Below are 19,742 nucleotides of genomic sequence, written 5' to 3'. Positions count from 1 at the left end.
AACATCATTAAACGTGAGATAATTAATAAGTTGTTTAATTGGATATCTGAGCATTTGTTCGGTTGCCCAAATAACAAAAAGTCTTTCGTTTTAAGTGAGCCAGATAGTGTCTTAATCTTGTGTTTTCACATTCAACCGCAAGTCATGTAAGTTGGGCACATAATTTGGTTTCCATCTGGAATAAACATTGCATAAACTTTCGTGCCATCCGTCACATAAAAATAGCATCCCCATCTACTAACTACATCCCACAAAGGTTCAAACGTTTTAGGACGCTGGGTCTCCTAATACCCATCCTAGAATACCTGGTCTAAAGTAATCTACTGCTCTCCACACCCAGATTGTTTTTTTTCTCCTATAAAGGTTTGTAGCTCATCTAGTTCTCCTACTTCTGGAATTGTCTCTGGATCGTAAGCGGATGATTATTAAAGTTCCCTCTTTTTCATCATCCCCAGTTGTTTCCCAATTTCCCGACAAGCCAGAAATCGCAAACAGTTCATCTTTAGCAGCAACTGCATCTTGTCATTCGACGCTGATTTGAATATCTGCCATTACTTTTTATTGCCACTCTACGCCATCTAATTATATCTCAGCAATTTATATGCGGGCGATCGCACTTAAACCTCCCTCTATCATCCGATCAATCCCATCTCCCCCAACAAAACATCCGCCCAAACAGCATCGGTTTCCGACAGCGCAGCAAGGGGTGCGACGGTATAATCTATTCTAAAGTCATAGGCGGAGCGATCGTAAACCCCCTTTAATAACGCTTGTAAATCTACAATTTGTTCAGCATCACCTGCACGCAAAGGCAACGGAGAGGATTGTGAAAATTAAATGCACAACAGCTTATCATTTGTATTAATTGTGAAACGGGCGTCTCGCCCGTTAAGTGAATCGTGCAAGGGGAGAGACGCCCATTAAGTGAATTGTGGAACGGGCGTCTCGCCCGTTCTAAAATCTGCGATTAAAATCGCTTAAAAATCGCCATAACTGCTAATAGCAGCCTGCAACCTCCCAATCACTTCATCAACCGAAATCGCCCCCAACTCCCCAGAAGCCCGAGTCCGAATATTCAAACTATTCGCCTCAACTTCCTTCGCACCCACAACACCCATTACCGGAATTTTATCCTTCTCAGCATTGCGAATTAACTTGCCCAAACGCTCGCTATCCTCATCAGCTTCAGCGCGAATATTGAGCGCCTTCATCTTCGCTGCCACTTCCTTTGCAAACGGCAAAAACTCGGCGCTGACAGGCAACAGCCGCACCTGAATCGGCGCCAGCCACAGCGGAAAATCCCCCGCATACTGCTCGATCAAAATCCCGATCAAGCGTTCCAAAGAACCGAAAGGAGCGCGGTGAATCATCACCGGACGCTTGCGAGTGCCGTCTTCAGAAACGTATTCCAAATCAAAACGTTCGGGCAAATTGTAATCTACCTGAACAGTTCCTAATTGCCATTCTCTATCCAAGACATCTTGGAAAATGAAATCGAGTTTCGGCCCGTAAAAAGCAGCCTCCCCAATTCCCTCAAAATAATTCATTCCCAAAGTTTCCACCGCGCGGCGGATTGCACCTTGAGCCTTTTCCCAAGCTTCATCGGAACCGATGTATTTCTCTAAATTGTTCGGATCGCGGAAACTCAAACGCGCTTTAAAGTTTTTCAGTTGGAGACTCTTGAATACTGACAGAATCAAATCCACCACATTCAAGAATTCAGCATCCAACTGTTCCGGTGTGACAAATAAGTGGGAATCATCCACTGTAAAGCCGCGCACCCGCGTTAAACCGCCCAATTCTCCCGATTGTTCGTAGCGGTAAACTGTGCCGAATTCCGCTAAGCGCATCGGCAATTCGCGATAGGAACGCAATTCGCTTTTGTAAATCTGAATATGAAAAGGGCAGTTCATCGGTTTCATCACAAAACCCTGTTCGTTTGCTGCCGCTTCCTCATCCTCCGCCATCAGCGGAAACATATCTTCTTTGTATTTCTGCCAGTGTCCAGAAATTTTAAACAAATCCACTCTGGCGATGTGTGGAGTCACTACTTGCAAATAGCCGCGCTTGATTTGTTCTTGTTTCAAGTAATCTTCTAAAATACTTCTCAAAACAGTGCCTTTTGGCGTCCACAAAGGCAAACCAGGCCCCACCGGATCGGCAAAGATAAACAAGCCTAATTCTTTGCCTAATTTGCGGTGATCGCGCCTTAATGCTTCTTCTTTGCGGTGTTTGTATGCTGCTAATTGTTCGGGAGTTTCCCAAGCTGTGCCGTAAATGCGCTGTAATTGAGCTTTGGTTTCGTCGCCGCGCCAGTAAGCGCCTGCTAGGCTTTCTAGCTCGATCGCCTTTGGATTCAACTCACTGGTATTATCTAAGTGAGGCCCAGCGCACAAATCCCACCATTCCTCGCCCAAATGGTAAAGAGTAATTGGTTCGATCAAACCTGCCAAAATTTCTAATTTGTAAGGTTCGTTAATCTCCTTAATTCTGCGTTCCGCTTCCTCGCGGCTGACTTCTTCCCGAATTACAGGCAATTTACGGTTGATGATTTTGATCATCTCTTTTTTAATGGCTTTTAAATCCTGTTCCGTAAAAGGTTCGGGAGTGTCAAAGTCATAATAGAAACCGTTTTCAATCCAAGGGCCAATGGTCACTTGCGCCTTGGGAAATAACTTCTGCACCGCCATCGCCATAACGTGGGAGGTGGTGTGGCGAATTTTTTTTAGTGCCTCCGACTCACTCGTGCGGGGCAACTCAATCTTAACGGACTCTTCTGGAGGGGACATGGATTGTGAGCTAGACATCGGCTGAATTAGCAATTAATTTAGTTGCAGTTGCTTCTATCTTACTCAGATTGCGACAGCAAGCGCCGACTTCCGACTGGGGGACACTCCGGGAAATTAGGTCATTCTGGGCATTGGCCAAACAGGGCATTGGCCAAACAGGGCATTGGCCAAACAGGGCATTGGGCATAGTTTTTTTCTTCCTTCTTTTTTCTTTCTTTCATCCGTTACATCCGTTACATCCGAAGAAAGCGAATCCGTTGCCGAACTTCCTTCTGCTATGAGCTATTGCTAGCGAGTCTGAGCGGATATTGCAGAATTTGGGGATTTCGACTCAAAAATCGCTGCTGGCACAGTTAAATTTATTCACACCCACCTGCTAATTGTTGTTAAATTATTAAATTTTCGTTAAAAATATGTTACAATTTGTAAAGACCGTCTAAGACTATAATAGATAAATAACCCAATTTTGATCCATGCTTAATTCCAATTTGCCGGAGCCAGAATTGCTAAAAGCGTTACTGGAACCGCTGTTAGAGGATTTCAATTACTGGTTCGATCGATCGGCAAAGCTCTTAGAAACTGAGGAAATTCCCTTTCTCAGCGACGAAGATCAATCTGACTTGCTGGCGCGAGTCAAACAGGCTCAGCAAGAAGTAGGCGCAGCTAAAGCTCTATTTCAAGCAACCGGAGGTCAAGTTGGGATTGAAACAGCAGCACTGATGCCGTGGCACAGACAGCTCGCCGAATGCTGGCAAGTATCGGCACGCTTTCGCTCATGGCAGTCAGCTCCCCCTGGAAAATAAGGAAGCGAGTTCAAGTTAAATTTGCAGTCAAATCCCCAACCTTGGGAAATGTGGCGGCCCACTTGACAACCTCAAACAGATTTCCAGTTAATAAGTTATTACTTGCTGAAACACTTTTGTAAATTGCTGTGTGGCTGTTTAGCCCGGAGGAGAAGATAATGTTGCACCTGCTTTATATTTTAGCTTTTACCGTTCTTGCCTTTCTGGCAGTCGGTAACTTAATCCGCAGTCTAGTCACCGTTGGTATGGAGTCCCAGCGCCCTCAACAGTTCAGGGCAAATAATCCCTACGCATCCTATCCTCGCTCTCAATCTGTACCGCATCCAGAACTTTTAGACGAACAGGGAAACATAGTCAATGAGCCACTGTTAGTGATGCGTTCGCTGACTGTCCAAGACGCCCGCGAACAATTAGATGCTCTCTACAAATCATCTCCGGGTGGCAGCGACGAAGGGGGCGAACTAGCCTAATACAACCACAGCCGCAGCATTTATACTTAGGCGCTATGCCTCAAAAAAAATATAGGACTTACAAGCTAGGTGTCCGAAAACCTTTTTCTTCATAGATTTTGGTGAAAATCGTTTCCGCGCTTCATCGGAATAATAATTTTCCGAGTTCAGTGCGAGCTTAAGATATCGCGATGATGCTCGCACCCTTGGCATCATTCCGCATCTAACCAGATTGGATATAAGTCCTCAAAATAATTGGCCGTTAGTTTTTAACTAACGGCTAATTATTTGTGATTTTTGAAAGTTTAATTGCCGATTAGCCAGAGCGATCGCCAAAAACCGATTCGCCAAAAACCGATAAAGATGGCGCTGATATCAAATAGCTCAAGAATAGTATAATGCAAGTGATCCGCAAGCGGTGCCTAACAAGTCTGAATGGTGAGAGTGCTAACGCCCGAATCGAAACCTGAATAGATGAGTTGGCGTCAAAACCTAGAGGTAAAAACAGGTGACTTTGGGATGAACTCAAGGTCTTGGAGGCATACCTCTGCTTAGATTCGTCTAAATGATATGGCTAGCATGATATGACTTAAACAGTCGTGTTATGAAGCATAAATGTATCAGATACTGAAAAGGGATCGCTCTAAACCTCCTATCGATCCTGTTTTGTCATCGGCAAAAATGCACGTTTAAGGCTAGATGATCGTCCCTATTTCGCTACTGGCAGAACTTCTGCAAGCTTTGCCCCAACTGCGGGCACAAATTTATTTCAAATCTTCCATGACAGCCCTGTCTCACGCGATGGAAGACTTAGTTTTGGCGGGTTCCGACGAGGAACCGCTAGTCATTGCAAGCTTTCAGCGAGAGCGCTTCTACCGCCAGGAAGCTCACCGCTACCGGCGAATTGCCTCACGCTCGTCTCAGGTATACGTGCTGGCAGCACCGGAAACTGACTTTAAAAATGCTTCGGAGTGTCACGAAACTGTGGCGTTTGCACCGGAGGACGGATTAAGTCAAGAGTGGCACTTAGTGGTACTGGGGCAAAACTACTCAACTTGCCTGATTTGTCAAGAAAAAATTGTGCCGATCGACAACCAGGACGATCGCGGGCCACTGTTGATGGATCAAGCTCGCAGATTTGAAGGGATTTGGACGTTTGATCGCGAGGTAAGCTCCAAAGCTGCCGCATTGTTGCTCGATAGAATTGTCAATTATCGCCCGGAATTGGCCGAAAAAATCGATCGAGCGCGAACTACTTACAAGCTCAAAACACCGAAAAAAACGCGGAAATCCGCCACTTCCAAAGCCGCCAAACCCGAGATAAGTACGATAAAAAACTCAAAAATTCCCAATCCCAAATTGAGCGATGCTTTTACCGAACGCTTAGTAACCTACTTGCAAGCAGGCCAGCACAAACTGCTCAAAGCATACGCCGCCATCGCCGCCCAGGAACGCAAAGAACGCCTGGTAAACTTAATTACCACGGCAATGCGGCAGTCTCTCAACCCGCAAGAAATCGTCGAAGTTGCAGTCCAAGAACTGGGCACTGCCTTGTCGGCAAGCCGATGTTTGATTTATCGGTGCAAGGCCACAGATGTTGCAGTCAAAATCGATCGCGAGTTTTTGGGGCCGGGCGCTAGTTCCATGCTGGATCAGACTTGGCTGTTGCAGGAAAATCAAATATGGAGCGACGCGGTGGCGCGGCAAGAGCGAGTTTACATCCAAGACACAGCACAACACCCCCTGATTGTCAATACACAATTCCTGGAAAAAACTGTAAAAAATTGGCAAATTGTCTCTTGGCTAATGGTGCCAGTGCTTTATCAGGGGCGGGTTTTGGGCATGGTGGAAATGCACCAGTGTCGCTCGACTTTGGCTTGGGAAGAAGACGAAATTGCTTTAGTAGAGGCGATCGCCACCCAACTCGGAGCCGCCTTAATTCAAGCAGAAACCTACGCTCATTTAGAAGAACTCAACCAACAATTAGAAGCATTAGACCGCACTCGCAGCAATCTAATTGCCATCACCGGACATGAACTCCGCACCCCTCTTTCTACGATTCAAGTTTGTTTGGAAAGCTTGAACTCCGAACCAGATATGCCCCCAGAATTGCGGCAAATCATGTTAGAAACTGCCCTGGGCGATGCCGATAGAATGCGAAAACTCGTGCAGGATTTCTTAACTCTTTCTCACTTAGAAAGCGGGCGAGTCCAATGGAATGTAGAATCGCTGACGCTGCAAGAATGCGTTGATTTGGCCCTTAGCAGCGTGCGATCGGGGGGCGGACTCGATCGACAGTTACCGGAAATTATCGCCGAAGTGTCCGCAGAATTGCCTTTAGTGCAAGCTGACGGAGAGTGGTTGGTGGAGGTGCTCTCCAAACTGCTAGACAACGCTTGCAAATTCACCACACCTCAAGGAAGCGTCACCATAAGAGCGAAATGCAACGGTTCTCGGATGGTGGAAGTGCTCGTAGCCGATACAGGGAGGGGAATCGAGGCGAACAGTTTAAAAGTAGTGTTCGATCGATTTTATCAAGAAGAAGGAGCTTTGCGCCGCAGCGCCGGCGGTACCGGTTTGGGATTGGCAATTTGCAAACAGATTGTTGCCGGCTGGGGCGGTAAAATTTGGGTAGATTCCGCAGGAAAAGACCGAGGAAGTGAATTTCACTTTACTATTCCCACTGTTGAAAATCAATTGACAACTGTTAACTCATGACTAATCACTAATGACTAATCACTTATGACTGCAAACTACCCCTCAGTATCTCCTACATTGGAATACCGATCGCAAACTCTGTTCCACCTTCTAGGGATGACAAACATTTCCAAGTTCCCCAATATTTTTGAGTTACTATTTGATAGCTAATAGACAGTCCCAATTCCATACCTTTGCCTTATGCTTTAGTTGTAAACAATTTTGTTCTGACTGATATCAAATCTGTTAGCATTGGAATTCTTCCTATCTCTCTTCTATTGATCTGCGTGAATCCGCGTCAATCCCTTGTCATCTGCGGTTTATTATACATTCTCTTTTTTTAACCGCAGATGAGGGCAGATTAACACAGATTAACGCAGATGAATTATATCAATTTCGGTTGCCCGATCGGGAATTGTTGACCCTTCGGCTTCGCTCAGGGCATTCGCTGTTGACTGGATTTTACTATTCCGAGCCTACCGGAATTGATATGATTCCGGTATTTCCAATCCGCTGTCAGCAATGCGAATCAAAATTGTGTGTATTATTTCCGGTTTTTTCAGGTAACGCAAATACTTGCTTAAAGCCCTCGAAAAAAGTTTAAAAAACGGGTTTGTGAGCAAGTATCGATCGACTTAATCGATCGACCTAGACACTATAGCACAGAAAAGTTTTCACTGCAGAACCAGCATCCGCTGCTACACCCTCTCTCACCCTCAATCCTCACCCTGTGAGATCAGCCTTAAAGGAGATGTGGCCACGCGGTGTTCAGCTTTACAATCAAAATTATCAAAGCAGATTCAGGACGCGCTTGCCGTCTTAAACCCGGTTGGGTGACAGAATACCTAGGGCTAGGGAGGCTGCCGAAAATTAATATCAGTTTAAACAAAGAATCCAACTGTAGGTAAGCTGCAAACCCCGATCGTAATCAGTCATGCCGAATCTAAAATCTAAAATGGTATAAGTCTCCTGTCCACAAGTCGCGAGATGGTAAAAGTCGCTCGAATCTGTTGAGGCACTGCCGACGCCAGTGTTGATTCGTGAAAAATTGAGAATGCAAATGTTTCGCCCGGAAAAAGTTTGTTTCCAGAAGAATACTCAAACCTAGAGGTTAGGAAAATCGATTATGTCACCTACAACCCAGATGAAATCTACTCAACCTATGGCCAAAAAGCCACAGCTACAATTAGGTTCTCAAGGTAAAGCGGTATTGGAACTAGAACAACTGCTAACCAAGTTGCAACTTTATCGGCAGCCTGCTAAAGGAATTTTTAACCAAGCAGTTCAATTTTCTGTGAAACTGTTTCAGTTTCGGGTTTTCTTGTCGCCGGACGGCATTGTCGGGCCGCTGACTTGGCAGGCTCTTTATACTGGAGCTCCAGTTAATATGCCGGTACTCAAATTCGGCAGTTCTGGGGAAGCAGTCGCTACTGTCCAGGAAGTTCTCAAAACTTCCAACCATTATGGTGGTGCAATTGACGGCGACTTTGCTACGTTGACGGACAAAGCTGTTCGCGCATTTCAAAAAAGCTTTGGGATTCAGGCCAACGGGATTGTCAATCAAGAAACTTGGACTGCTTTGAGCCAAATTCCGCGCGGCTATGACCCTAATTGGTTCTTGACTTAGGGTTGACGCGGTAAATTGTTCGATCGTGTGTGGGGGGAAATGGGAGGAACGTGCGATTATTCTGGTGTCCCATAATCACCAGAATAATTGCTGTTTGTTTTTGATTGTTTTTTCGGGATTCGTGCTGCCTAATTCTGTTTTATAACTTTAGTGGAAATTACCAATTATCAATTATTAATTACTAATTATCAATTATCAGAAGAGATCGATCGCCAAAAAACTGTTAACTTTCCTTACAATTTCGACAGCAGTGTCGCGTCATGATGATAGGATGCCGTAAAAATCCTTTGGATATGTTTATGGCAGAAGAACTCACTGGACAACCCCCTCTTTTCGGCGGCAGCACCGGCGGCTTGCTGACCAAGGCGCTAGTTGAAGAGAAGTACGCGATCACTTGGACTAGCCCCAAGGAACAGGTGTTTGAAATGCCTACAGGCGGCGCTGCAATCATGCGTCAAGGCGACAACTTGCTGTATCTGCCCCGGAAGGAGCAGTGCATCGCTTTGGGCGGTCAGCAACTGCGGGCTAAATTCAAAATCTCGAACTACAAAATTTACCGCGTGTTTCCCGACGGTTCTAATGAGTACCTGCATCCCAAGGATGGCGTGTTCCCTGAGAAGGTGAACGAAGGTCGTCCCTACAACGGTAAGATTGACCGCAATATTGGCAGCAATCCCAATCCGATTAAGGTCAAGTTCACTGGTAAAAAGACCTACGAAGTTTAGGTTTTGAGCGAATTGCTGAGCTATTTTCGGGTAGTATTTCCTGAAAAGCTCAGCTTGCATTTTCTAGTTTGTAGTAGCGCTTGGACGGCAGAAGCTTTTTCTTTATCGCCCAATCGCCACTGCAAACTTCAAATGCGATTAAAATTTAATAAAAATTAATAATTACATTAACAATGAATCTGGTAATCAGGCGAGCAACTCATCAGGATATCGATGTTTGCGCTCGCATTACTTATGAAGCTTTTAAAGATATTTCCGATCGCCACTTGTTCCCTACAGATTTTCCGACGCTGGAGTTTGCAACCGAAATAACGGGCTTGCTAATCGAAAGTCCGTTGTTTTTTGGCATAGTAGCCGAGAGTGAGGGTGCCGTTGTCGGCTGCGGGTTTATGGACGAACGCAACCCGATTCGCGGTATCGGGCCCGTCAGTGTCGATCGAACTTTTCAAGGCCGCGGCACGGGACGCGAAATCATGAAAGCCTTACTGGAACGCGGACAGGACGCTGTGGGCATCCGTTTGGTTCAGGAATCTTTTAATATGGCGTCGTTGTCGCTGTACGCTTCTTTGGGTTTTGAGGTGAAGGAACCTTTCGTGTTAATGGAGGGGAAGTTTCGCAGCCAGCCACAGAAGGGGTTTGAGGTGCGGCCGCTGGCTAGTGAGGATGTTGGTGAATGTGCGGCTTTGTGCGAAAAACTGTGCGGGTGCGATCGAACTAGCGATATTGAGTACGCCCTGAATTTCTTTTCTCCTTGGGTTGCTTGCAAAGAAGGTCGGATTGTGGCTTATACTTGTGCGGTGTCGGCTTTGGGCCACAGTGTGGCGGAAACTGAAGCCGATATGCAGGCTTTGCTCTTGGGGGCTGCTGCGTACAGTTCCGATCAATTGCTTGCTTTTCACTTGCCGCTGAGGTACGCAAGTTTGTTTCGTTGGTGCTTGCAAGAGGGGCTGCGCGCCCTCAAGCCGATGGCGGTGATGGCAGTTGGCGAGTACCGGTCGCCGGAGGGATGTTGGTTTCCGTCTTTTGTTTATTGATCCCAAGACGGTTAGGACGCTTTTAATCGCTGAAATTATTGCCAAGATTGCATTTTTCCTCTTTCCTCTTCCCTCTTCCTTCTTCCTTCTTCCCTCTTCCTTCTTCCTTCTTCCTTCTTCCTTCTTCCTTCTGATATATATGATATTTCCCGATTTCTCACAATTTTCGGAACTGGCGAAACAAGGCAATTTTGTACCCGTGTATCAAGAATGGGTTGCTGATTTGGATACGCCGGTGTCTGCGTGGTATCGGGTTTGTGCCGGTCAACCTTACAGTTTTCTGCTGGAGTCGGTCGAAGGTGGGGAAAAACTTGGGCGTTATAGTTTCTTAGGGTGCGATCCGTTGTGGATTTTGGAGGCAAGGGGATCTCGCACAACTCAAGTTTACCGTGACGGTTCCGAAAAAGTATTTACGGGCGATCCGTTTGTAGCTTTAACTGAATGTTTGGAGTCTTATCAACCGGTGAAATTGCCACAGTTACCGCCGGGAATTGGCGGGCTATTCGGTTTTTGGGGTTACGAGTTAATTAAGTGGATAGAACCGCGAGTTCCCGTGCATCCAGCAAGCGAGAATGATTTGCCGGATGGATTGTGGATGCAGGTGGATAATTTGCTGATTTTCGACCAGGTGAAGCGGAAAATTTGGGCCGTCGCCTATGCGGATTTGCGGGAGGTTGGCGTTGATTTGGCCGATGCTTATCAGCAAGCGTGCGATCGCGTTGGTAAGTTAGTTCAGAAGCTGCAATCGCCGCTTTCCCGGCAATCTACTCTCATAGAATGGACACCTCCCAATAACGGGCAAGATGCCCGTTCCACCACCGGAAATACAGAATTGGCTTACACGAGCAATATTACCCGTGAAAAGTATTGTGCCAATGTCTTAAAAGCGAAGGAATATATCAAAGCCGGAGATATTTTTCAAGTAGTTATTTCGCAGCGACTAGAGGCTGAATACAGCGGCGATTCTTTTGCACTTTACCGATCTTTGCGTCTGATTAATCCTTCTCCGTACATGGCTTATTTTCATTTCAGAGATTGGCAGATTATCGGTTCGAGTCCCGAAATTATGGTGAAGGCAGAAAACACTGCTGATGGTAAAAAAATAGCAACTTTGCGACCGATTGCCGGCACTCGCCGCCGGGGTAAAACTCCTCAAGAAGATGATGCTTTGGCTGCTGAATTGCTTCAAGATCCCAAGGAAATTGCGGAACACGTCATGTTAGTTGATTTGGGCAGGAACGATTTAGGCAGAGTTTGCCGAAACGGTACTGTAAAAGTTGACGAATTAATGGAAATTGAGCGTTATTCTCATGTCATGCACATTGTGAGCAATGTGGTGGGAGAATTGGCTCAGGATAAGACAGCTTGGGATTTGTTGAAAGCTGGTTTTCCTGCGGGTACGGTTAGCGGTGCTCCGAAGATTCGGGCGATGGAGATTGTGCACGAGTTGGAAGGTTGTCGCCGGGGGCCGTATTCTGGGGTTTACGGGTATTATGATTTTGAGGGGCAATTGAATAGTGCGATCGCAATTCGGACTATGGTAGTTCGTTCTTTAGGTGGTGACAAACATTCGGTTTCTGTGCAAGCTGGCGCTGGTTTGGTGGCTGATTCTAACCCGGATATGGAGTACGAAGAAACGCTGAATAAAGCTAGGGGAATGTTGGAAGCAATTCGCTGTTTGAAGTAGCGAGGCGGAGCCTGTGGATCTGTGTTACCAGGCAGAGCCTGGTAACAAGAAATTTTATAATACTCGGCGGTTGAAACCGCTACTACACAAACTACTGTTGAACGAGGGAAATGTGAATTTTTATATAGTTGACGTGTTTGCAGAGTCAAAATATGCTGGCAATCAACTAGCTGTATTTTGCGGTGCGGGAGTTGCCGAACTATCTGAGGCTCAAATGCTACAGATAGCCAGAGAAATCAATTATTCAGAAACTACGTTTATTCGATCGCCCGATCCGCGAGATGGCGGCTATGACGTGCGGATATTCACGCCCAAGAAGGAATTGCCCTTTGCCGGTCATCCGACTTTGGGCACTGCGTTTGTGTTGCAGCAAGAGATGATTCGCGAAAAGGTCGATCGAGTAATTCTCAATCTAGCCGTGGGTCAAATTCCGGTTACTTTTAATTATCACAATGAATCGGCAGATATTTTGTGGATGCGACAAAACGCGCCTAGTTTTGGTCAAGTTTTATCAGCCGAGACTCTGGCAAATGTCTTGAATTTACAACCCGATGAAATTGATGCCAACTTCCCAATTCAAGAAGTTTCGACCGGAGTGCCGTTTATTATTGTACCGTTAAAAACTCTCGCCTCGCTCAAAAAAGCTCAAGTCAACTTAGATAAATATTTTGAGCTAGTTAATACAATGGAAGCGAAAGAAATTTTAATATTTTGCCCAGAAACTTACAGCGACATTAATGATTTAAGCGTGCGAGTTTTTGCCCATTCATTAGGAATTCCCGAAGATCCGGCGACTGGCAGTGCTAACGGCTGCTTGGCGGGATATTTGGTAGAACATGATTATTATGGATCGGCAAAGATTGATGTCAGAGTTGAGCAGGGTTATGAAATCGATCGACCTTCTTTGCTCTTATTACAAGCCGCCAAAAATGAAGGGAAAATAACAGTTTTGGTGGGTGGTAAGGTGGTGATGGTTGCTAAGGGAGAGTTTGTGTAGAATATTTAATGGGAAATTATTAACCGCAGATGCAAGCAGCTAGATTTAGAGGCTCCTTTGGCGATCGATATCTTACAATTTTGCTAATATGAGGTAGCTCATATTCATTGATTCGCGTGATTGTTAGGCTAAAAAAGTCATCAATACCAGAGACTTTCCAATGCTGCAAACATTTTCGCGGACTTTAAATGTATCCCCCGACGCTTCTGAAGCCCTGCTTTCACTGCCATTAACTAGCTTGCTCGACTCACCGGAATTCAATCAATTATTAGGAAGTCTCGATACTGCTTTACTCAAAGAAACTTTGCCAACTGCTGGAACTGTTTTAGCTCAAAAGCTGCCGCCTTTTTACGACTGGTTGCAAACAGAACTAGGAATTAAAAACGTCCCTAACAGTCCCGATCATACTACGAAATGGGTAGTCGGTTTTTTGAAGAATCAAGAAAGTTTAACTCGTTTAGTCGATCTGCACAAATCAATTCCCAGACAGGCATTAGAACGAGCGATCCCTCGTTTAGTTAGTGCCTTTGATGAAGTTCAACCCACCGCTGTAAAGCAAGAATGGGAAAAAGCGATCGCAGCACTTTGTCTGCTTCTGGCAGTCGCAGCGCGGGAAAATCAGCCATCTGCGGCCTGAAGCCATTCTGTGTGAGTTTAAACAAAGCGCTTTTTTCGGAAAATTTGCAATTGAGTGCGATCGATCTGAACGACTACCGGCCGCCGCTTGTTGAGGACGATCGCATTGTGTCTGTTTAGCAAAAGCAACTGAGCCAATATTGCCACAATCGCGCGCCTTTTGAGAAACTTGCCTTCAAAACGCGCCATTCGGACGATCGCCTCTTCGATTTTATAACAACAGCTTTTCCCCTTCTGGGAAATCACAAAAATCGTTCCCGGTATGTAATCGCCTTGATTTGCCCAGAAAGCATACCTTTCGCCTAAAGTAAAGTAGTGAAAAACATTGTTGGCGGTGGAAGTTTTAGCTAACTTTTCCGAAACGCCCAAAGAATTAAAAATTACAGTGGATCTAATATAATCCGGGTATTTTGCTGCTATTTGCTGAGCAACTTTGCCGCCCAAACTTTCTCCGATGACATCGGGCGGATTCCCGCTGTAAAATTGCTGCTTTATCCAATCAATAGCACCCGCAGTTTGCGCCGATTTTAACTGGCGTTCTAGTTTTGCCATAAATACATCGGGCGTATCTTCCAAAACGCGCTCGAAAGGATACCAAGAACCGTATCCGCGAATCACTAAAACAGGCGGATTATTGCCAGAAATGGGGAAGCGACTTTCAGCATAAAAACCCGTCCGAGAGTCTTCAAACACTTTTGTTATGATATAATTTCCATCAATAACTTGCCCTGACTCGTGCCGAATGTAAATTGAAGGATTATTGGGTTTAAAAGTATCGTGCAGTTGGGGTTTTGCAAACTTTTCATACAGGGAATCTAGCAAGTGCCTTCCCGTTGGGCGATCGACAAAATCGAATTCTCTTCCTTTCATTATCTGGTAGGGGCGGGTTTTACCAACAATATTTAATGACTACAAACAATATACATAAACCCGCCCCCGCACCACGAATAATCTAAATTAACGTTTACTTGGCTCAAATGGAAAAAATGTACATGACATTTACCGTTGGGTGAGCGAGAGGGCGGGTTTTAGAGATTGTCAATTATTGGCAAATATTGTATGTGAAACCCGCTCCTACCCCATCACTTTTACAAAACTCGCAACGTGCTAGCAATACTATGGACTGCTTCCATCGCGCGAATTTCATCGAGTGCTTGTTGAAAATTACCTTCCCTAACATCGTGAGTCACGACGACAATTTCTGCTAAATCGCCGTGAATTCCCGTCTGCACAACTGATTCCAAACTAACTTTGTGGTTGCCGAAACAAGTGCCGAGTTGGCCAATTACCCCCGGAGTATCGCGCGTCAGAAAACGGGCGTAAAAGCGAGTAACCAGTTCCTGCATCGGAGCAATTTTGCAGTAGTGTTGGTGACTGCAACTCAGCAAAGGATGAGGAGTCGGAACAGCTTGGCTTTTCACGATTGCCGCCACATTCACTATGTCGGATACTACGGCGCTAGCTGTGGGGCCGGCACCGGCGCCGCGCCCGTACAGCATCAATTGCCCGATCGGCTCTCCTTCGACTAAAATTGCATTGTAAACCCCGTTGACACTCGCCAGCGGATGAGTTTTCGGCACAAAAGTAGGATGCACTCGAATTGACAGCAGTTCGCTTTCTCCCTCCGCTTGCTTGCCATTGTAGCGGGAGGTTTCTTGAGCAATAGCCAACAATTTAATCACAAATCCCAGCTTGTCGGCGTAGTTAATATCAGCCGCACTAACTTTTCTAATACCTTCGCAGTGAACATCTGCTAATTTGATGCGTCCGCCAAAAGCTAGCGAGGCTAAAATAGCAATTTTATCGGCAGCATCTAATCCATCTACATCTGCTGTGGGGTCAGCTTCAGCATAACCTAATTGCTGAGCGTCGGCGAGCACTTCGGCAAAGTCTGCACCTTCTGTTTGCATCCGCGTCAGGATGTAATTAGTTGTGCCGTTGACGATGCCGGTGACAGTTTGAATGCGGTTTGCACCTAAAGATTGTTTAAGGCTTTGAATGACCGGAATGCCGCCGCCGACAGCAGCTTCTAGCATTACGTAAACGCCTTTTTTGTTGGCGGCCTCGAAGATTTCATTACCGTAGCGGGCGATAACTGCTTTGTTGGCAGTGACGACGTGCTTGCCGCTGGCAATAGCTTGCAGAATGAGCGATCGCGCCGGTTCCAATCCGCCAATCAGTTCTACTACAATATCAATTTCCGGGTCAGTTGCGATCGCTTCTAGGTCAGTTGTCAGCACATTTTCTGGCAATTGTAAAGACCGAGTTCGAGAAATATCGCGCACTCCCACCCGATAGATTTCCAATTCCTGCAACAGCGGATGGCGGCCATCTGGGGAGAGCAAAATCTCTGCTGTTCCCGCGCCAACTGTACCCAAACCTAACAAACCAATTTTGAAAGCCACGACTTTGACCCGTAGAAACTCAATTAACCTACAATCATTGTATGCTAATCAAGCAATTTGTCATTTAAGTAAGCTTAATATCCCGATCCCCGACTTCTTTAAGAAGTCGGGGATCTAATTTGATATGACAATTCAAAGTTCTGAATCCATGTCTACCCCCATTTCTCGGAGTTGCTGGGCCAATCTTTCGGCCCGCTGGCGTTCTGCATTAACTTCCTGTTCTAGCTGCTCATTTTGCTCTTCTAGCTGCCGATTTTGCTGTTCTAGCTGCTGTCGCTGTGCTTCTTCTTCTCGAATTAAATCTTCTACTAGCGGCGGAGATAGCACTTGATTCACCGATAAAATAAATTCAGCGAACTGTACAGATTGAACTTGCTGTCCCGGTAAGAATTCCTGGTGAGAGTAACTGCCTTCATTTTCGGGACGGCTACACACTCGTATTTTCGGTTGATTGGGGTCTACAATCCAATATTCAGGGATATCAATTAAGTCATATTCTGCCCGTTTACGGATGTAGTCGTCCCGCCAATTTTGACTGGTAACTTCTATAACTAACAGCGGTTTTTCTTCAAAGTCCAAGACTGCGGAACCAGGTTGATCACAGACTTGTTCCCAAAGACTCTGAGTGCAAATTACAACATCAGGAACGCGCGCCGAGTTTTCCTCGGTTCGGACTGCGGTAGTGACAACTGCAACTAGCGGTAGGTTGTGTGCTGCAAAGAAGCGCCGGAACTGGTAAACCCAAAATTCACATATTTTGATATGTATAGCTGTCGGTGTTGGCATTTCAATGATATGTCCCCGATATAATTCATAACAAACACCTGATTCTCCCTGGTAGTCCAGATACTCTTTAAAGGTCAGTTGTTGGGTAGAAATTAGGGTCATGTCAGTCATCTCCCTTTTTCGGTGAGCTTACTGTATATTGTACACTTTTTATGGGCCGTTCAAGCTTCTCAAAACTAAAAACTGTTTAAAACAATTGTAGGGCGAGCCAAGCCCACCCTACAAATCAGATTAAATCTGGTAACACATTAGTAAGTTTCAACGTGCCAACGGTGCTCTTTCTTCAACTGTTTCTGATAGGCAGCCCAGTCAACGCCGTACTTGCCAGCCGCGGCCGACATTCCCTCATCAATTCCGCCTTCCATACCCTTCAAACCGCAGATATAAGTGTGAGTATTCGGCTTTTGAACCAATTCCCACAATTGGTCTGCGTTCTCTTGAATCCGGTTTTGAATGTACATCTTGCCGCCGTCAGCATTCTTTTGCTCGCGGCTGATGGCATAAGTCAAGCGGAAATTATCGGGGAACTCGCGCTGCAATTGTTCCAACTCTTCCTTATAAAGAATGTTGGGAGTGTAAGCAACTCCAAAGAACAACCAAGCTAAACCTCTGAATTTGTAATCGGGGTTGTTTTCTTTAAACATCCGCCACAAATAAGCCCGGAAAGGAGCAATACCCGTACCGGTACCCATCATAATCACGGTGGCTTCCTCGTCGTCGGGCAACAGCATTTCCTTGCCTACGGGGCCGGTGATTTTGACATCATCTCCAGGTTGCAAACCGGTGAGAAAAGTCGAACAAACACCAAAGACTTTTTCACCAGTTTCTGGGCTTTTGTACTCTAGGCGGCGGACGCACAGAGAGACTGTTTTGTCGTCTACATCGTCTCCGTGACGGGTGGAGGCGATCGAATACAGCCGAATTTTGTGAGGTTTGCCGTTTTTATCCGTCCCATCGGGAATAATCCCGATACTTTGACCTTCGAGATAGTGCAAATTGCCTCCAGAAATGTCAAATTTGACGTGACGGACTGTACCCTCGCCGCCTTCTTTGACCAATTCTTCTGTAGAAATGCACTTACCAATATAGGGATTGGCTGGCTTGTAGAGGTTAACAGGAACCTGAACTTTTTCCTTGGCTTGAGTCATAGGCTTAGTTTTTTCTCCAGATTTCTGACTCTGTAGCCCTGCTTCTGGTGCGACTTTGCCATTTGTTTCGGGAGCGCTGTTTGAGGGGCGGATGCTGATAATTTTGCCACCCATCCGAGCAATCCGGCGCATTTCCTGATTCATGCGCTCGTAGGGCACGGAGATAAATACGCTACCGCTACGGCGAATCGGGTTACTTATTTGGTCAGTTGCTTGGCTCTGACGCATACCCTCCACTTCGTAAACAAAGATGCGGCTGCCTGATTCTGAGTTTGCCGCAACACCAGATATGCTTGGGCTGTACATTTGTTGCTTGTCCTTCACGATACAGAGTTATAAAGAAAGAGAATGTGACGTGAGACTCAATTTACTTTTTTCTTAAGGCCCTCGGGACTAATTGGCCGCGCCAATTTTTGGGCCTCGCCACGCCGGCGGGAGTGTTGAAGTTGCGATCGCTCGCGTATCAAATCCCTACTAGCCGAACGCCGCGCTCACCGAGCCCTATTGCGTTCGGCTGTTGACCTATAGCTATTGTTGTCTGCGTACTGCCAATATTTTACCCGATCGGGGGATCTGCCCCGATAAGTCCTTCTGATTTGGGGAGCGCCCCACCAGAGAAAGGAAGATTCGAGGAGTTTAATGAGGTTGAGCTTGTAGGGGGCGAACGCCTTCTGGTAAGATTAACCACTAAAGTTAGTATTAATTACTTGCCTTGAAGATTGCTTGGGTCTGCCCGGGCAGGCAGTCAACTCACTGCTGTATGCTGGTGAGAACTCGATCGTCTCGGGGTAGCACAGCAGCACAAAGCCTGCTTGCCGCTACCTGCGGGCTGAAATTTTGTGGAATCTAGACTTGAGTTAGTTAGTAAACAGTGATTTTGTTAGAGGGAAACTATGACCAGTAAGCCGGATCGCGTGGTTTTAATTGGCGTTGCCGGAGATTCCGGATGCGGAAAATCTACTTTTTTACGCCGATTGACAGATTTATTCGGGGAAGATTTCGTGACTGTAATCTGCCTCGACGACTATCACAGTCTCGATCGCAAGCAGCGCAAGGAAACAGGGATTACAGCCCTTGACCCCAGAGCTAACAATTTTGACCTGATGGCCGAGCAAATGAAGGCTCTCAAAGAAGGTCACGCGATCGACAAGCCGATTTACAACCACGAAACCGGTATGATCGACCCGCCCGAAAGGGTTGAGCCGAATCACGTGATTGTGATTGAGGGGCTGCATCCCCTGTACGACGAGCGAGTTCGATCGCTCCTCGACTTCAGCGTCTACCTCGACATCAGTGACGAGGTAAAAATTGCTTGGAAAATCCAGCGCGACATGGCGGAACGGGGCCACCGTTACGAAGACGTGCTGTTTGCGATCAATGCTCGCAAACCGGATTTTACCGCCTACATCGACCCGCAAAAGCAATATGCTGATGTGGTAATTCAAGTGTTGCCGACCAACTTGATCAAAGATGACAAAGAGCGGAAGGTTCTGCGCGTGCAGATGATCCAGCGCGAAGGCATCGCCAATTTTGAGCCTGCGTATTTGTTTGACGAAGGTTCAACAATTAACTGGGTTCCTTGCGGCCGCAAGCTGACTTGTTCCTATCCCGGAATTAAGATGTACTACGGGCCTGACGCTTTCTACGGCCACGAAGTCTCGATTTTGGAAGTAGATGGTCAATTCGAGAATCTCGAAGAAGTTATTTACATCGAAAGCCATTTGAGCAAGACTTCTGCGAAGTATGAAGGCGAGTTAACTCACCTGTTGCTTCAGCACCGCGAATATCCTGGTTCCAACAATGGAACTGGTTTGTTCCAAGTGTTAGTCGGATTGAAGATGCGGGCGACTTACGAGAAGTTGACTGCGAAGGAAGCGAAAGTGGCTGTTAGTGTTTAGAACACAGACATGAAAGATTTGAGAGGCGCAATTGCGCCTCTTTTTTTGTGGAGAAATGAAC

Annotated in this window: 17 protein-coding genes and 1 pseudogene; 10 read left to right on the top strand and 8 right to left on the bottom strand. The window is 46.2% G+C overall.

Annotated features, from left to right (window positions below):
• The 4 genes and pseudogenes from QUA10_RS14660 to QUA10_RS14645 all read right to left on the bottom strand — a co-directional run.
• Window positions 1-413, bottom strand: a pseudogene (locus QUA10_RS14660) (IS1 family transposase); the annotation flags it as partial.
• Between the two features lie 219 nt (window positions 414-632).
• The gene (locus QUA10_RS14655; protein WP_333086290.1) at window positions 633-815 is read right to left on the bottom strand and encodes a DUF4058 family protein; all 183 of its coding nucleotides are present in this window, start codon (window positions 813-815) and stop codon (window positions 633-635) included.
• A gap of 162 nt (window positions 816-977) precedes the next feature.
• Window positions 978-2,807 (bottom strand): threonine--tRNA ligase, encoded by a 1,830-nt coding sequence (gene thrS, locus QUA10_RS14650; RefSeq protein ID WP_333083167.1) that lies wholly within the window; start codon window positions 2,805-2,807, stop codon window positions 978-980.
• Window positions 2,800-2,976: a hypothetical protein gene (locus QUA10_RS14645; RefSeq protein WP_333086289.1), complete on the bottom strand. Its 177-nt coding sequence runs from the start codon at window positions 2,974-2,976 to the stop codon at window positions 2,800-2,802. Before QUA10_RS14645 ends, thrS begins: the two co-directional genes overlap by 8 nt.
• A gap of 286 nt (window positions 2,977-3,262) precedes the next feature.
• Here QUA10_RS14645 and QUA10_RS14640 point away from each other — a divergent pair, with 286 nt between their 5' ends.
• The 9 genes from QUA10_RS14640 (at window position 3,263) to QUA10_RS14600 (ending at window position 13,445) form a co-directional block, all read left to right on the top strand.
• Window positions 3,263-3,592, top strand: a complete 330-nt coding sequence (locus tag QUA10_RS14640) for a DUF2605 domain-containing protein (RefSeq protein WP_333083169.1) — start codon at window positions 3,263-3,265, stop codon at window positions 3,590-3,592.
• A 158-nt stretch (window positions 3,593-3,750) separates the two neighbouring features.
• Window positions 3,751-4,062, top strand: a complete 312-nt coding sequence (locus tag QUA10_RS14635) for a DUF2973 domain-containing protein (RefSeq protein WP_333083170.1) — start codon at window positions 3,751-3,753, stop codon at window positions 4,060-4,062.
• Window positions 4,063-4,740: 678 nt separating this feature from the next.
• On the top strand, window positions 4,741-6,759 hold the full coding sequence (locus QUA10_RS14630; RefSeq protein WP_333083172.1) for a DICT sensory domain-containing protein: 2,019 nt from the start codon (window positions 4,741-4,743) through the stop codon (window positions 6,757-6,759).
• A 1,105-nt stretch (window positions 6,760-7,864) separates the two neighbouring features.
• Entirely contained in the window at window positions 7,865-8,365 is a 501-nt protein-coding gene (locus QUA10_RS14625; RefSeq protein ID WP_333083173.1) for a peptidoglycan-binding protein, read from the top strand.
• Window positions 8,366-8,664: 299 nt separating this feature from the next.
• Window positions 8,665-9,090, top strand: a complete 426-nt coding sequence (locus tag QUA10_RS14620) for a photosystem I reaction center subunit II PsaD (protein ID WP_333083226.1) — start codon at window positions 8,665-8,667, stop codon at window positions 9,088-9,090.
• A gap of 173 nt (window positions 9,091-9,263) precedes the next feature.
• Window positions 9,264-10,124: a GNAT family N-acetyltransferase gene (locus QUA10_RS14615; RefSeq protein WP_333083174.1), complete on the top strand. Its 861-nt coding sequence runs from the start codon at window positions 9,264-9,266 to the stop codon at window positions 10,122-10,124.
• 139 nt (window positions 10,125-10,263) lie between these two features.
• Window positions 10,264-11,811, top strand: coding sequence for an anthranilate synthase component I (trpE, locus tag QUA10_RS14610; RefSeq protein WP_333083175.1), 1,548 nt, complete (start codon window positions 10,264-10,266; stop codon window positions 11,809-11,811).
• Window positions 11,812-11,923: 112 nt separating this feature from the next.
• Window positions 11,924-12,808: a PhzF family phenazine biosynthesis protein gene (locus tag QUA10_RS14605; RefSeq protein ID WP_333083177.1), complete on the top strand. Its 885-nt coding sequence runs from the start codon at window positions 11,924-11,926 to the stop codon at window positions 12,806-12,808.
• 160 nt (window positions 12,809-12,968) lie between these two features.
• Window positions 12,969-13,445: a hypothetical protein gene (locus QUA10_RS14600; RefSeq protein ID WP_333083178.1), complete on the top strand. Its 477-nt coding sequence runs from the start codon at window positions 12,969-12,971 to the stop codon at window positions 13,443-13,445.
• A gap of 17 nt (window positions 13,446-13,462) precedes the next feature.
• Here QUA10_RS14600 and QUA10_RS14595 read toward each other — a convergent pair whose 3' ends face one another.
• The 4 genes from QUA10_RS14595 to petH form a co-directional block, all read right to left on the bottom strand.
• Window positions 13,463-14,314 (bottom strand): hypothetical protein, encoded by an 852-nt coding sequence (locus tag QUA10_RS14595; RefSeq protein WP_333083179.1) that lies wholly within the window; start codon window positions 14,312-14,314, stop codon window positions 13,463-13,465.
• A 218-nt stretch (window positions 14,315-14,532) separates the two neighbouring features.
• Entirely contained in the window at window positions 14,533-15,849 is a 1,317-nt protein-coding gene (locus QUA10_RS14590; RefSeq protein WP_333083181.1) for a homoserine dehydrogenase, read from the bottom strand.
• Between the two features lie 132 nt (window positions 15,850-15,981).
• Window positions 15,982-16,737, bottom strand: a complete 756-nt coding sequence (locus QUA10_RS14585) for a Uma2 family endonuclease (protein ID WP_333086288.1) — start codon at window positions 16,735-16,737, stop codon at window positions 15,982-15,984.
• A 146-nt stretch (window positions 16,738-16,883) separates the two neighbouring features.
• Window positions 16,884-18,089 carry a ferredoxin--NADP reductase gene (gene petH / locus QUA10_RS14580; protein WP_333083183.1) on the bottom strand — a complete coding sequence of 402 codons (1,206 nt, stop codon included), beginning with the start codon at window positions 18,087-18,089 and terminating at the stop codon, window positions 16,884-16,886.
• A gap of 587 nt (window positions 18,090-18,676) precedes the next feature.
• On the opposite strand from petH, the gene QUA10_RS14575 reads away from it, so the two are divergent.
• A complete protein-coding gene (locus QUA10_RS14575) occupies window positions 18,677-19,681 on the top strand; it encodes a phosphoribulokinase (RefSeq protein ID WP_332956917.1) in 1,005 nt (334 codons plus the stop codon).
• Window positions 19,682-19,742 lie beyond the last annotated feature (61 nt).

Source organism: Microcoleus sp. Pol8_D6 (genome assembly GCF_036700965.1).
Taxonomy (GTDB): Bacteria; Cyanobacteriota; Cyanobacteriia; order Cyanobacteriales; family Microcoleaceae; genus Microcoleus.
Note: the sequence above shows the minus strand (reverse complement) of the source record. Positions and strands in the feature narration are given on the sequence as shown.